The 13,240-nt window shown below is 75.5% G+C and carries 12 protein-coding genes; 5 read left to right on the plus strand and 7 right to left on the minus strand.

All coding sequences use genetic code 11. The features are described from left to right. Positions 1 to 194: 194 nt before the first annotated feature. Complete coding sequence (locus ACSU53_RS27580) at positions 195 to 1,073, minus strand: universal stress protein (protein WP_437032046.1); 879 nt, start codon at positions 1,071 to 1,073, stop codon at positions 195 to 197. Between the two features lie 506 nt (positions 1,074 to 1,579). Here ACSU53_RS27580 and ACSU53_RS27585 point away from each other — a divergent pair. Both ACSU53_RS27585 and ACSU53_RS27590 read left to right on the plus strand, forming a co-directional pair. Then, the gene (locus tag ACSU53_RS27585; RefSeq protein ID WP_437032048.1) at positions 1,580 to 2,065 is read left to right on the plus strand and encodes a cation:proton antiporter regulatory subunit; all 486 of its coding nucleotides are present in this window, start codon (positions 1,580 to 1,582) and stop codon (positions 2,063 to 2,065) included. A 4-nt stretch (positions 2,066 to 2,069) separates the two neighbouring features. Next, positions 2,070 to 3,326 carry a cation:proton antiporter gene (locus ACSU53_RS27590; protein WP_437032050.1) on the plus strand — a complete coding sequence of 419 codons (1,257 nt, stop codon included), beginning with the start codon at positions 2,070 to 2,072 and terminating at the stop codon, positions 3,324 to 3,326. Between the two features lie 1,330 nt (positions 3,327 to 4,656). Here ACSU53_RS27590 and ACSU53_RS27595 read toward each other — a convergent pair. Continuing rightward, positions 4,657 to 5,145, minus strand: coding sequence for a hypothetical protein (locus tag ACSU53_RS27595; protein ID WP_437032052.1), 489 nt, complete (start codon positions 5,143 to 5,145; stop codon positions 4,657 to 4,659). 197 nt (positions 5,146 to 5,342) lie between these two features. Then, a complete protein-coding gene (locus ACSU53_RS27600) occupies positions 5,343 to 5,735 on the minus strand; it encodes a DUF5997 family protein (protein ID WP_437032054.1) in 393 nt (130 codons plus the stop codon). A 58-nt stretch (positions 5,736 to 5,793) separates the two neighbouring features. Here ACSU53_RS27600 and ACSU53_RS27605 point away from each other — a divergent pair, with 58 nt between their 5' ends. After that, on the plus strand, positions 5,794 to 6,642 hold the full coding sequence (locus tag ACSU53_RS27605; RefSeq protein WP_437032055.1) for a LysR family substrate-binding domain-containing protein: 849 nt from the start codon (positions 5,794 to 5,796) through the stop codon (positions 6,640 to 6,642). A 45-nt stretch (positions 6,643 to 6,687) separates the two neighbouring features. Here the strand turns inward: ACSU53_RS27605 and ACSU53_RS27610 are convergent, their stop codons facing one another. From ACSU53_RS27610 to ACSU53_RS27620, 3 genes are all read right to left on the minus strand, one after another. Continuing rightward, positions 6,688 to 7,437: a DUF4142 domain-containing protein gene (locus tag ACSU53_RS27610; RefSeq protein WP_164333100.1), complete on the minus strand. Its 750-nt coding sequence runs from the start codon at positions 7,435 to 7,437 to the stop codon at positions 6,688 to 6,690. 182 nt (positions 7,438 to 7,619) lie between these two features. Next, complete coding sequence (locus ACSU53_RS27615) at positions 7,620 to 8,315, minus strand: HAD family hydrolase (protein WP_437032057.1); 696 nt, start codon at positions 8,313 to 8,315, stop codon at positions 7,620 to 7,622. Positions 8,316 to 8,399: 84 nt separating this feature from the next. Beyond that, positions 8,400 to 8,876, minus strand: a complete 477-nt coding sequence (locus ACSU53_RS27620; protein ID WP_437032059.1) for an Lrp/AsnC family transcriptional regulator — start codon at positions 8,874 to 8,876, stop codon at positions 8,400 to 8,402. Between the two features lie 301 nt (positions 8,877 to 9,177). On the opposite strand from ACSU53_RS27620, the gene ACSU53_RS27625 reads away from it, so the two are divergent. Then, entirely contained in the window at positions 9,178 to 10,659 is a 1,482-nt protein-coding gene (locus ACSU53_RS27625) for an FUSC family protein (RefSeq protein ID WP_437032061.1), read from the plus strand. A gap of 92 nt (positions 10,660 to 10,751) precedes the next feature. Next, positions 10,752 to 11,792, plus strand: coding sequence for a lactonase family protein (locus ACSU53_RS27630; protein WP_437032063.1), 1,041 nt, complete (start codon positions 10,752 to 10,754; stop codon positions 11,790 to 11,792). Between the two features lie 479 nt (positions 11,793 to 12,271). Here the strand turns inward: ACSU53_RS27630 and ACSU53_RS27635 are convergent, their stop codons facing one another. Further along, complete coding sequence (locus ACSU53_RS27635; RefSeq protein WP_437032064.1) at positions 12,272 to 13,195, minus strand: sirohydrochlorin chelatase; 924 nt, start codon at positions 13,193 to 13,195, stop codon at positions 12,272 to 12,274. Positions 13,196 to 13,240 lie beyond the last annotated feature (45 nt).

The following is a 13,240-nucleotide window of genomic DNA, read 5'->3' on the forward strand; positions in this document are numbered from 1 at the left end:
ACCGCCGTGCGCCCGCGCCACCGGGGCCGGCGGGGCGCTGTGCCACCGGGGCCACCGGGTCACCGTGTCACAGCGAGCGAGCCGCCCGCTTCCCGCGGAGACCGGCTTCCGCCGGGACGGGGCCGGACGCACGGGGGCACCCCGAGCCGCGCAGAGGCACGCACGGCCGCGCAGGGCGCGTCGGGACGTACCGCTCAGTCCGTGCCGCGGACCACGACCACTGGGCAGTGCGCGTGGTGCAGCATCGCCTGGCTCACCGATCCCAGCAGCAGTCCGGTGAACCCGCCCCGCCCCCGGGCCCCGACCACCAGGAGCCGGGCCGTCCGGCTCGCCTCGATCAGCGCCTCGCGGCTGCCTCCCCGCACCAGCTCGTGCCGGACCTTCACCCCGGGGTACCGCTCGGTGTACCCGCTCAGCGCCTCGGAGAGCAGCCGCTCCTCGTTCGCGGCCAGTGCGCCCGGCTCGTTCGCGTACGGCTCCGCGGCGTCCGGCGGGGCGGGGGCGGGGGCGTTCCACGTCGTCCAGGCGTGCAGGGCGACCAGCTCGGCGCCGCGCCGGGCCGCCTCGGCGAAGGCGAAGCCGATCGCCCGGCCACCGGCGGCCGAACCGTCGACGCCGACCAGGACCGGCCCGTCCGGCGTTCCCGGCTCGCGCACCACCAGGACGGGACACTTGCCGTGCGCCGCCAGGTGCACCGCCGTCGACCCGACCAGCAGCCCGACGAAGCCGCCCATGCCCCGCGACCCCACGACCACCAGATCGGCCCGGCGCGACTGCGCCTCCAGCACGGACAGCGGTTCCCCGGTGACGACCGCGTGCGAGACCTCCACGTCCGGCGCCGCCGACCGGGCGCGTTCCACCGCGTCGGCCACCAGCCGGTCGGCGACGGCCTGCAGACCGCCGTCGGCGGGGCCCACCGGCGGGGCGCCCAGGGGCACGTGCATCGCGGGCCACAGGAACGCGTGGACCACATGGAGCCCGGCCCCGCGCCGCCTCGCCTCCTCGGCCGCCGTCTCCACGGCGGCCAGGCTCGAGTCCGAACCGTCCACCCCGACGACCACCAGACCGCTCATTGCGCCTCCTCGTCTCGTTGTCTCCATGGTCCCCCGCCCGGCCCTCCCACAGGGGGGACCATCGGGCCACGTTCCCGGGCCGACCGGCACCCGGCCCGCGGCGAACCCCGGGCCGGCACCCGGTCGGCCTGCCCCGCCCCGCCCCGCCCCGGACCGCCCCGGACCGCTCCGCGCCGGACCGCCCCGGCCGGTCCGAGCCGGCACCGTGTCGGCCGCCCCACAGCCGTCCGCCCCGTGTACCCGGCCCGCGCCGTCCGCCCCACGTGCCGGGGCGCCGACCGGTCGCATGTCGCCGGAAGCCGGTCGCACACCGTCCCGCTGCTGGTCGGAAACGGTCACGGACGGTGGGAGTTCCGTGCCGGTTTTGGTGTCCATCCGTGACACCACCCACGTCCGGGGCCCAACGGAGGGATGGCACGATGTGCGTCGTGGGTGTGGCGGTGCAGTCCGCGTACATGCCGGCACCCACGACGGCAACGAAGAGAACATGGGGAAGGGGACGGGCTGTGCCTGCTCCACGGATGAGCACCACACCGCTGCCCGGCATCGGTGTGCAGTACGACCTCACCACGCGTGAGCACCAGCATCTGTCCGTCATCGCGCACCGGGACGGTGCCCGCACGGTGAACGTCTACCGGTCCGACGACCCCGACGCCTGCGCCCAGTCGCTGCGTCTGACCACCGCCGAGTCGGCCGCCCTGATCGACGCGCTGACGCCCGATCACCACAGCCCCAGCGTCCTGCACACCACGGACCTCGGCCTGGTCGCCGAGCGCATCGAGCTCTCCGCGATCTCGCACTGGAACGGCCGGGTGCTGGGCGAGACCCGGATGCGCACCGACACGGGCGTCTCGATCGTGGCCGTCCTGCGCCGCGCCGAGGCGATCCCGTCCCCCGCGCCGGACTTCCGGCTCGCGGGCGGGGACACCCTGATCATGATCGGCACCCGCGAGGGCATCGACGCCGCCGCCGAGATCCTCGGCAGGGAGTGATCGCGTGCATTCTTCCGCGATCTTCCTGATCGAGTTCGGCGCGATCATCCTCGGCCTCGGTCTGCTGGGACGCCTCGCCGGGCGGCTCCAGTTCTCCCCGATCCCCCTCTACCTCCTGGCAGGTCTCGCCTTCGGCGAGGGCGGGCTGCTGCCGCTCGGCGCGAGCGAGGAGTTCGTCGCCATCGGGGCGGAGATCGGCGTCATCCTGCTGCTGCTCATGCTCGGCCTGGAGTACACGGCCAGCGACCTCGTCTCCAACCTCAAGACCCAGTACCCCGCGGGCCTGGTGGACATGGCCCTGAACGCCGTGCCCGGAGCCCTGCTGGCGCTGATGCTCGGCTGGGGGCCGGTCGCCGCCGTGGTGCTGGCCGGCGTCACCTGGATCTCCTCCTCCGGCGTCATCGCCAAGTGCCTCGGCGACTTCGGGCGGCTCGGCAACCGTGAGACACCGGTGATCCTCAGCATCCTCGTCCTCGAGGACCTCGCGATGGCGGTCTACCTCCCCATCGTCACCGCCCTGGTGGCCGGCGTCGGTCTGGCCACGGGCAGCATCACGCTGGCCATCGCGCTCGGGGTGGCCGGACTCGTCCTCTTCGTCGCCGTCCGCTACGGCCGCGTCATCTCCCGCTTCGTCTCCAGCGACGACCCGGAGAAGCTGCTCCTGGTGGTGCTGGGCCTCACCCTGCTCGTCGCCGGGCTCGCCCAGCAGCTCCAGGTCTCGGCGGCCGTCGGCGCGTTCCTCGTCGGCATCGCCCTGTCGGGCGAGGTGGCCGAGGGCACCCACAACCTGCTCGCCCCGCTGCGCGACCTGTTCGCCGCCGTCTTCTTCGTCTTCTTCGGGCTGCACACCAACCCGCAGTCCATCCCGCCGGTGATCCTGCCCGCCTTCGGGCTGGCCGTCGTCACCGCGCTGACGAAGATCGCCACCGGGTACTGGGCCGCACGGCGGGCCGGCATCTCGCCCAAGGGCCGCTGGCGCGCCGGCGGCACCCTGGTCGCGCGCGGCGAGTTCTCCATCGTCATCGCGGGCCTCGCGGTCACCGCGGGCGTCGAGCCGCGCCTCGGCCCGCTGGCCACGGCCTACGTGCTGATCCTCGTCGTCCTCGGGCCGCTCACCGCCCGGTACACCGAGCCCGTCGCGCTGCGCCTGACCCGCGGCCGCGCGGTCGTGCCCGACGCGGCGCCCGCCGCCGGGCCGGTGGCGACGGTGCCCGCGGAGCGGCGGGAGACGGTGGACGACCTGCCGGGCGAACGCCTGTAACGACCGGGCCCGGGCGTCGGCGGGGAGGGCGAGACGGGCGGGGCGGCGACGCTCCTCCGGCTCCTTCTCCTCCGCCGGCGGCCGGCTTCGACTGACGACCCGGCTTCCACCGACGGCCGGCGTCCGCTGCCGGTCCTCCGCCGACGGGCGGCCGGTGCCGGTCCTCCGTCGACGGCCCGGGGCGGCCCCCAAGGCGGCGGTGCGGCTCGGGGATCACCGTGTTCGGGTCGAGCGGAATGATCAGGGCTCTCTCTGTCGCTTCCTGTGCGAGCCGGTCGTGTGGTGAACGGACGGACGCGTTCCTGGATGCCTGTGTGACCACGACGTTCCGCCGTACGGGTGACAGCGTCACCCGACCCGGCGGAGGGGGAGCCTCCGGCGTACCGCCGGTGCGGGGTGCGCCGTTGCCCCCACATGGACAGGACTGAGACGGCGCGGCGCCCTCTCGGGAACGATGCCGCGCACCGGCCGTCCGCTGACCCCGCGGCGGGACACGACGGTCACACGCCGATCTACTCCGCCCTCGTCGCTGAGTGGCGGGCCAAAGGACAGACGGTTCCGGGCCACCAGGAGCCCCTGCCGCCCGCCTTCGTCGCCGTGGCGGTCGGCGACGGGGCCGCCCTGACGCGTCCGCCGACCGTGCCGGCCGCGCGGTCCGTGCCCTTCCGCGTCCCACGGCCCCTGCTGGCCCCGGCCGCCGGGCGGACGCCCGCCCCCTCACCGGCGGGCCCCTCCGACGACTGCGGGGCGCGGCCCGGCGCCCGTGGCGCCACCGCCCACGGCGCCGACGGCCGACCCGTCTCCGACGGCCCGGGCGGCGACGGGCAGCACTCCGCCGGCCCCGCCACCCTGGACGACGACGGGTCCGGCAGCGCGGCTCGCCCGACCGGACCGGGTGTCGCACCCGGCGGCGGAAGCCGTACCGACGGTCCCGGCGGCGACGGATGCCGTACCGACGGTCCCGGCGGTGAAGTCCGTTCCGACGGGCCCGTCACCGAGGCCCCTCCGGCCCCGCCCGGCGACGGCCACGGCGGCGACGCCACGGCGGCCACAAAGGCTGCCAGGGCCACAAAGGCCGCCAGGGCCGCCAAGGCATCCAAGGCCGCCAAGGCACCCAGGCCCCCCGGAGATCCCGAGGACCGAGAGGTCGCCGAGACCCCCGAAGTCCCCGCGACCCCCGGGACCACCCGGGCCGGAGAGGAGGGTGACCGCACCTCCGGCGGGCCGGGCGATCACGGCCCGGTGACCCCCGCCGACGTGCCCCTCGACAGCCGCCCCGACCGGGACGACGGGCCCCCGCACCCGGGCGCCGTACCCGCCGGGGAAGCCCTCACCAGCCGTCCGGCCCCACCGGCTCCGCGCTGACCGGCGCCAGCACGGCGAGCGTGCCGGTGGCCTTGCGCAGAGCCTGTTCCAGGGGGTCGGGGGCGTGCAGCGTCCCGCTGCCGTCGGGCGGGACGAGCCACTCCAGCCGTCCGGCGGGCCGGTACGGCGGGGGAACGGCGACCCAGGAGCCCCGGCCCACGTGCCGCACGCCGAAGCCGACCCACTCGCTGCACGGATCGGGCGGCAGGAAGAAACCCACCCGGCGGGCCGTCACGTCCACCAGCGTGGGCCCGGGCGTCTTCAGCGGATCGCGCCACAGGACGTCCAGGGCGAGCAGACCGAGGCGGTCGGGCACACTCAGCACGTCCCAGTACCGTCCGGCGGCCAGCAGGGCGGTGCCGTTGCCGTGGTCCCAGGCCCGCTTGCAGGCCTGGGGGTCGGTGGCCGCCGCGGCCAGCCATTCGACGGCTTGCTTCCACATGAGGCTCTGCATGTCCCACCCCGGGCACGGTCGGCTGCGCCGCGCGGGCGCGTGCTGGCCCCATGCTGGTGGATATTTCTATCCGTCGGAAGGGGTGGCGCGGGGCGGCGTTCGCGGGGTCCTGGGGGCCCGCGGTGTCGCAGACGCCTGCGCGAGCAGTGGGAGCCGCGGGAATGGGGAGGGAGCCGTGGCGCGGTGGGCCGGCCCGTTCAGTCCTTCCCGGCGGCGCGCTCGGCGTCGCGCTGCTTCAGGCGCGCGGTCTCCTTGCGGACCTCGGCCTGCGTGGCGCGCTCCCGCTCCAGCCACTCGGGGCGCTCCTGCTTCAACGCCTCGATCTGCTCCGTGGTCAGCGGTTCGGTGACCCCGCCGCGCGCCAGGCCGGCGATCGACACGCCCAGCTTCGCCGCCACCACCGGGCGGGGGTGCGGGCCGTCGCGCCGCAGGTCGCGCAGCCACTGGGGCGGGTCGGCCTGGAGCGCGTTGAGCTGGGCCCGGGAGACCACGCCCTCGCGGAACTCGGCGGGGGTGGCCTCGAGGTACACACCCAGCTTCTTCGCCGCGGTCGCGGGCTTCATGGTCTGGGTGTTCTGGTGCGACGTCATGGCGCCCAGCGTATCGAGCGTGTGCGCGACCGCCGACCACGGCCGGTAACCTGGCCGGGTGACAGGCTCGGAAGTGTCCCCCTCGTTCCGGCTCGTGTACGCACCCGGGGTGATGCCCGGCAAGTGGGTGCGGATCTGGAACGAGCGGCTGCCCGACGTCCCCCTCACCCTCACGCAGGTCCCCGCCTCCCGGGCGCCGGAGCTGCTGGCGAGCCGGGACGCCGACGCGGGTCTCGTCCGGCTGCCCGTCGACCGGGCCGTGTTCAGCGCCATCCCGCTCTACACCGAGCAGACCGTGGTGGTCGTCCCCAAGGACCACGTGATCACCGCCGTCGACGAGGTGTCCCCGGACGACCTTGCCGACGAGATCGTGCTGCATCCCCTCGACGACGTCCTCGGCTGGGACCGGCCGCCCGGCCGCCCGGCCTTCGAGCGCCCGGCCACCACGGCCGACGCCGTGGAACTCGTCGCCGCGGGGATCGGCGTCCTGGTGGTGCCGCTGTCCCTGGCCCGGCTGCACCACCGCCGGGACCTCACCCACCGGCCGCTCACCGGAGCCCCCGAGTCCGGGGTGGCCCTGGCCTGGCCCGAGGACGCGACGACGGACCTGGTGGACGACTTCATCGGCATCGTCCGCGGCCGGACCGCCAACAGCACCCGGGGCCGCCGGGCCCAGCAGGCGGGCCGGGCGCCGGAACAGCGGAAGGAGCAGCCCGAACAGCGGCAACAGAAGCAGCGGCAGCAGAAGCAGCCGAAACAGAAGCAGGCGAAGCAGCAGCAGCCGAAACAGCGGCAGCAGCCGAGGCAGGAGCGGGCCGGCGGCCGGAGCTCGGCCGGGGGCCGCCGGTCGGGCAGCGGCGGCACACCGAAGAACCCGCGCCGGGGCACTCCCCGACGCGGGTCCTGAGACGGTGCGACGGCCGCCGCCGTGACCCCCACGGCGGCTCCGCCGTCACTTCACCGTCGGCGCCGGGGTCGGCGCGGGTGACGCGGTGTTCAGGTCCTCCAGCTCCTTCGGGATCTTCAGCACGAGGACCGGTGCGCCCGCGGCCGGGGCCGGCGGCGTCACCTGCTCCTCCGGCATCTTGGGGGGGCTCGTCTGCTGGAAGTTGACCTGCTCGTGGTTGACCAGGCCGGTCTTCTCCAGCACCGTGATGTGGTCCAGCACCGTGTCGTTGGCCTGGTCGGCCAGCTGCCGGACCAGCGTGTTCCGGGTGTTGGCCCGCACCTTGGCGATGACCGGGAAGATCTGACCGTGCGTCACCCGCATGATGTTCACCGCCACGGAGTCGAACTCCTTGCCGGTGGTGGACTCCACGGTCTGCACGAACCCCTCCTGCTGCGGCGAGGCCTGGTTCGGCAGCGTGATCCCCAGCTCCAGGGCGATCTTGCGGCAGCTCTCGTCGAGACGGCCGTGTCCGACGACCAGGTGCTCGCCCGCCTCCTTCATCTCCGGCGTCGTCCCTCGCTCGATGGCCATCAGCCCCAAGGGGTGTTCCCAGAGCCCCGCCGCGCGCACCTTGACGACGAAGTCGCGGTCCGCCTCGGTCAGGGGGCCGTAGTTGGTGTTGGCCACCACCCGGTCCTGCTTGGTCGAGGTGTTCTGCACGCCCAGCATGGTGGGATAGGCCAGCGCGGTGAGGGTGAGAATCATGGCTCCGCCCACGAACGCGGTTCCTGCCGTGCTGCGCGAGATGCGCATCGTGCCTCCTGGGATAAGAACGGCCCAACACCAGGGAGTACGGATGGAAGCGGCAAGACAATCAGCGTCCGGCGAGAAATTTTCCCTCGCGGTGCCGAAACGGCGCGAACCGTCCTGCCGCGCCCCCACGGGCGCCCGACTTGTCGGCCCAAGGCGCCCCTACCACCCGGCGGGCCGCCCCCTCATCCGCGTCCGGCCTGCTGTTCCAGCCACTCCAGCGCCCTCTTCGCCGTGAACTCCCGCTGACCGCCGCGCAGCAACAGATCCGCCGCGGCGAACTCCGGGGCGTCGGCCTGCGCGGCGACGTAGGGGATGGCGATGCAGCGCATGCCGGCCGCGCGGGCGGCCGCCGCGCCCGGTGCCGCGTCCTCCAGCACCACGCAGTCGGCCGGGTCGGCGCCGAGCCGGCGGGCCGCCTCCAGGAAGACGTCCGGTGCCGGCTTGCCGTGCGCGACCTCCTCGGCGGAGACGACCGTGCGCAGCAGCGTGTCCAGCCCCGTGACGGCGAGGATCGCCTCGATGGCCGCGGGGGACGAGCCCGACGCCACGGCCATCGGCACCCCGTCCGCCGCCAGCGCGTCGACGAACGCGCGCATCTCGGGGTAGGCGCGGGTGGCGGAGCCCGCCAGATCCAGGTAATGGCGGTTCTTCGCGGCGAGGATCTCCTCCTCCGGGGCCCGCAGCGCGTAGCGCTCGCGCCAGTCGGCGATCGTCTCCCGGGTGCTGATGCCGACGTAGCGCTCGTGCTCCTCCCAGGTGAAGTCCGGGACGCCGTACTCGGAGAGGGTCCGCCGGCCCGCCTCGTAGTAGTTCGGTTCGCTGTCCACCAGCGTTCCGTCGAGATCGAAGATGACCGACAGGGTGCCGAAGGTGCTCATGGGGGCCAGGATGCCAGCCCTTGCCGAACTCCCGGACTCCCGGACTCCCGGACTCCCGGACTCCCGGACTGCCGGACTGCCGGACTACCGGACCGCCGCCCGGCCGATCGACTCCACCAGCGGCAGCAGCCGGTGCGGGACCCGCTCGCGCAGCGCCACCTCGGTGCGGGTGCGCACCACGCCCGGGAGGTTGATCAGCTTCTGGACGACGTCCTCCAGGTGCGCGTTGTCGCGCGCCACGACCCGGGTCATCAGGTCCCCGTCGCCGGTGATGGAGAAGGCCTCCACGATCTCCGGCACCGCCGCCAGGGCGTCGCCCACCTCGTCGAGGTGGCCCTGGGTGACCTCGATGTGCACGAAGGCCAGCACGGGATGGCCGAGCGCGGCCGGCGACAGGGAGGGCGCGGTGCCCGTGATCACGCCGTCGCGCTCCATCCGGTCCAGGCGGGCCTGCAGCGTGCCGCGCGCGATCTGCAGGATCCGGGCGTACTCGCGCACGCTCGTTCGCGGCTGCTCCAGCAGCAGCCGCAGGATGCGGGTGTCGAGCTCGTCCACGGCCACGGCGCGCGGCCTCCTCCCGGTCCGTCGGCGGCCCCGGGGCCGTCCCGGTGGCCCGGCGCCGGTCGCCACGACTGTACCAACGGCCCTGCGGACCCGCCGATCGGCGGACCAGGAGCGGGTGGCCAATGGCACGCCGACGGCCCGCTCCGCGCCCCGGTCACTGGGCCAATGGACCACCGCCACGGAGGCCGGTTGAGCCGTCGGTGCCGAGGATGCTCAGATATGGGGGTCGATGGCGCTGCGGACCCCCGCGGCGCCTTTTGCATGCCGGTTCACACCGATCACGAGGGGCGGTCCACACGTGCTGAAGAGGGTGTTCACCGCGCCGGACCCGGACCGGGTGCGGCTGCGCTTCGCGGCGCGGGCCGTGCTCGGCATCGGGGCGGCGGTCGCCCTGTGCGGTGCGGCCGGGCACTCCCTCACCGGCGCCGTCACCGGCGGACTCGCCGCGCTCCTCGCCCTGTTCACCGTCACCGACGCCACCGTCCGCGGACAGGCCGTGACCACGGCCCTGCTGCCCGCCGTCGGCCTGCCCGTCCTGGCCGCCGCCGCCCTGCTGCACGACCGGCCCGTGGCCCGCGACCTGACCTTCCTCGCCGTCGTCGCCCTGGGCGTGTACGCCCGCCGCTGGGGCCCGCGCGGACACAGCCTCGGCGTGTTCGCCTTCATGACCTACTTCGTCGCCCAGTTCCTGCACGCGACCCCCGGCGTGCTGCCCGAGCTGTGCGCCGCCGTCCTGCTGTCCGTGCTCGCCGCGGCGGCGGTGCGCTTCGGGCTGTGGTGCTACGAGCGCCGCCTGCCCCCCGCGGCCGCGCCCGCCCCGCCGGAGGGAACCGGCCTGGCCCGGGTCACCACCCGCCAGGCGGTCCAGGCCACCGCCGGCTCCGGCTTCGCGCTGCTCGTCGGCCAGCTGGTCTCCGGGGAACGGTGGTACTGGGCCGTCGGTGCCACCTGGTGGGCCTTCGTCAACACCGCCTCCCGCGGCGAGACCCTGGTCCGGGGCTTCCGGCGGGTGCTGGGCACGGTCCTCGGCATCGGCCTGGCGCTCTGCGTCGCCGTGCCCGCGCACGGGGCGGCCCTGCCGACCGTGGTCGTCGTCGCGGTGTCCGTGTTCGGCATCTTCTACACGGCCGCTCTCTCCTACACCTGGATGATGCTCTGGGTGACCGTCCTCGCCGCCATGCTCTACGGGCTCCTCGGCGTCCTGACGCCCGGTCTGCTGGCGCTCCGGCTCGTCGAGACCGGAGTCGGGGCCCTCGGCGCGGCACTGGCCGTGGCGTTCGTCCTGCCCGTCACCACCCACAGCGTCACCGACCACTGGATCCGCCGGGCCCTGCGCTGCGTCCACGCCTGCACCGCCGAGGCGTCGGCACGGCTGGCCGGTGCGGACGGCGCGGACCCGGCACCCCGGGTCGCCGAACTGGAGCAGCTGCTCGCCCGGGTGCGCCTCTCGGTCGCCCCGCTGGTGCATCCGCTGCACCCCGTGCCGGACCGCAAGCGGCGAGCCCGCCACGTGCTCGCCCTGCTGGACGACTGCGCGGCCGAACTGCACACCCTGGTCGCCGTCGTGAGCGACCCGGAGGCGTCCCAGGACGCCCGCCTCGCCGCCGCGTGCCGCCGCGTCGAAGCGGCCGTCGAAGCACTGACCGAGGGCCGCGACATCGCCTCCCGCGACCCGAGGAGCGTCCCGGACCACGCCCCGCTGCACGGCTTGGAGAAGGCGCTCGCCGAACTCGCCGCGCCGCTCCGGGCCCCCTCCGGATCTCCGCTGGTCGGAGCCTGAGGCCGGGCCCGGACCGCCCCCTCGGGGCCGGGCCCCCGCGCAGGTGACTGCTACGGTCGCCCCGGACCAGCAGCGACGAGAGGGGCGAAGTGGTGGCGGACGGCGGGCGACGGGCTCACATCGGATCGTTCACGGCGGCGGGCGGGCCCGGCATCGTCACCGCCGCCGTCGGCCCCGACGGCGCACTCACCGCCCTCAGCACCCTCGACGGCGTGCCCGACCCCTCCTACCTCGCCCTCGCCGCCGACGGGCGCACTCTGTACGCGGTCAGCGAGACCGACGAGGGAGCGGTGGCGGCCCTGCGGGTGACCCGGGACGGGCTGGAGCCGGCGGGCGGGCCGGTGCCGGTCGCCGCGAGCGGGCCGACCCACCTCGGCCTGTTCGACGGACACCTCCTGACCGCCAACTACGGCTCCGGCAGCATCACCGCCGTCCCGGTCCGCCCCGACGGCAGCCTGGCCCGCGCCGCCTCCGGAGTCCTCCGCCACAGCGGGTCCGGCCCTCACCCGCAGCGGCAGCAGGGGCCCCACACCCACCAGGTGCAGGCCGACCCCAGCGGCCGCTGGGCGGTCGCCGTCGACCTCGGCACGGACTCGGTGCTGGTCTGCACCCTGACCGACGGCGCGCCCGTCCTGCACCGGGAGACCGCGCTGCGCCCCGGATCGGGTCCGCGCCACCTGGCCTTCCACCCCGACGGCCGGCACGCCTACGTCCTCAACGAGCTCAGCCCCACCCTCCTGGCGTGCCGCTGGGACGCCGACGGGGGAGTGCTGCAGCCGCTCACCGAGGTCCCGGTCCTGCCCGGCACACCCGGCGGCGACGCCTATCCCTCCGGCCTCGCCGTCTCGCCCGACGGCCGGCGGCTGTGGACCGCGACCCGGGGCGAGGACGTCCTGTCCGTCTTCGCGCTGGACGAGGAGAGCGGCGGCAGGCGGGCGCAGCCCCGGCTCCTGGCCACCGTGGACTGCGGCGGTCGGTGGCCGCGCGCCCTGACCGAGGCGGACGGCGTCCTCTACGTGGCGAACGAGCGCTCCGGTGACGTGACCTGGTTCGTGACCGACCCGGGCACGGGCCTGCCGCGCCGCGGCGGCTCCCTCCCGGTGACCGCCGCCTCCTGCCTCGTGCTGCGCTGAGGCCCCGGCCCCCGCCGCCCTCCGGAGCGCCGGCCGCGGCGGCAGGCGCGTACCGGCCACCCGGAGGAGTGCAGGCGTGCCACCGGGGGTGCCACCCGGGCCCCGGCGGCGGCTACGACGGCACCCGGACGCAGGCCGGGGCGGGACGTGCCCGCCCGGGCGGAGGCCCGCGCCGAACGCAGGCCGCGGCGGGGAGTTGCCCGCCGCGACCGCCTCCGCTCGTCCGCGCGGGACCGCCTCTGCCCGTCCGCGCGGGACCGCCTCCGCTCGTCCGCGCGGGACCGCCTCTGCCCGTCCGCGCGGGACCGCCTCCGCTCGTCCGCGCGGGACCGCCTCCGGCCCGTCCGTGCCGGACCGCCTCCGGCCCGTCCGTGCCGGACCGCCTCCGGCCCGTCCGCCCGGCGGCCGGGAACGGCAGAGGCCCGCTCCCTCCACGGGAGCGGGCCTCTGTCGGCGTCTGGTGGAGCGGGTCCCGCTCGTCAGCGCACCGGCGACCCCTGGGCCTGCGGCGTGGCGATGCCCAGCGCCGTCGTGTACTTGGCGAGGGCCAGCTTGCCGATCGCCGGGTAGGGGCCGAGCGGCTCGGCGGCGGAGCAGCCCACCTCCTTGGCGGCGTCCTCGACCAGGCTCGCGTCGATCTCCGGACCGATGAGGTACGGCGCCAGGGCCAGCTGCTGCGAGCCCGAGCCGCGCAGCTGCTCGGCCACGGACGCGATGGAGCCCTCCTCGTCCAGGGCGGCCGCCATCACCGGAACCGCCAGGCGCGCGGCGAGCAGCATGCCGGTGATCCCGGCCGCCTGCACGGCCTCGTCCCCGCCCACGGAGGCCAGGATGATGCCGTCCGCGGCGGTCGCCACGGTGAACAGGCGGGCGCGGTCGGCCCGGGCCAGACCGGCCTCCGACAGCCGCACGTGCAGGGCCTCGGCGAGCAGCGGGTGCGGGCCGAGGACGTCGGTCAGGTCGGCGGCGACCCGGCTGTCCATCACGGCCTGGCGCACCCGGCGCAGCAGCGAGCCGTCGGGGCCGGCGAGCAGCGGGACGACCACCGCGACCGGACCGTCCGGCTCCTTCACGTCCGCTCCGGCGGCGCGGGCCTGCTCGAAGCGGGCGGTACGCTCCTCGGCGGCGTGCGCCAGCACGGACTGCAGCGAGGGGAACTCCTGGTCGTCGCCGTCCAGGTAACCGATGCGGGCGTCCAGTCCGGGCAGCTCGGAGCGCGCGATGCTCACGACCTCGTCGGCGAGGGAGCGGGTGGCACTACTGGGCGTACCCGGCACGGCGAGGACGAGCGCGGGCGCGCCCTCGGGAGCCACCAGAGGTTCGGGGCGGCGGTGCCTCCCGGGCTGGCGGGGGCGCGGCATTCGTACTGGCAGGCCGGACGCGGGCCCAGTGGGGGTGCTCATGGTGCGGCATGTTAGTGGTTTCCCGGGCTCCCCTGTTCGGGGAGG

The organism is Streptomyces sp. enrichment culture (genome assembly GCF_964273255.1).
Classification (GTDB): domain Bacteria; phylum Actinomycetota; class Actinomycetes; order Streptomycetales; family Streptomycetaceae; genus Streptomyces.

Coding starts and splice junctions, on each gene's coding strand:
- ACSU53_RS27595 (WP_437032052.1), bottom strand. CDS start 5,145: ATGCAGAGCCTCATGTGGAAGCAAGCCGTCGAATGGCTGGCCGCGGCG.
- ACSU53_RS27600 (WP_437032054.1), bottom strand. CDS start 5,735: ATGACGTCGCACCAGAACACCCAGACCATGAAGCCCGCGACCGCGGCG.
- ACSU53_RS27615 (WP_437032057.1), bottom strand. CDS start 8,315: ATGAGCACCTTCGGCACCCTGTCGGTCATCTTCGATCTCGACGGAACG.
- ACSU53_RS27635 (WP_437032064.1), bottom strand. CDS start 13,195: ATGAGCACCCCCACTGGGCCCGCGTCCGGCCTGCCAGTACGAATGCCG.
- ACSU53_RS27610 (WP_164333100.1), bottom strand. CDS start 7,437: ATGCGCATCTCGCGCAGCACGGCAGGAACCGCGTTCGTGGGCGGAGCC.
- ACSU53_RS27580 (WP_437032046.1), bottom strand. CDS start 1,073: ATGAGCGGTCTGGTGGTCGTCGGGGTGGACGGTTCGGACTCGAGCCTG.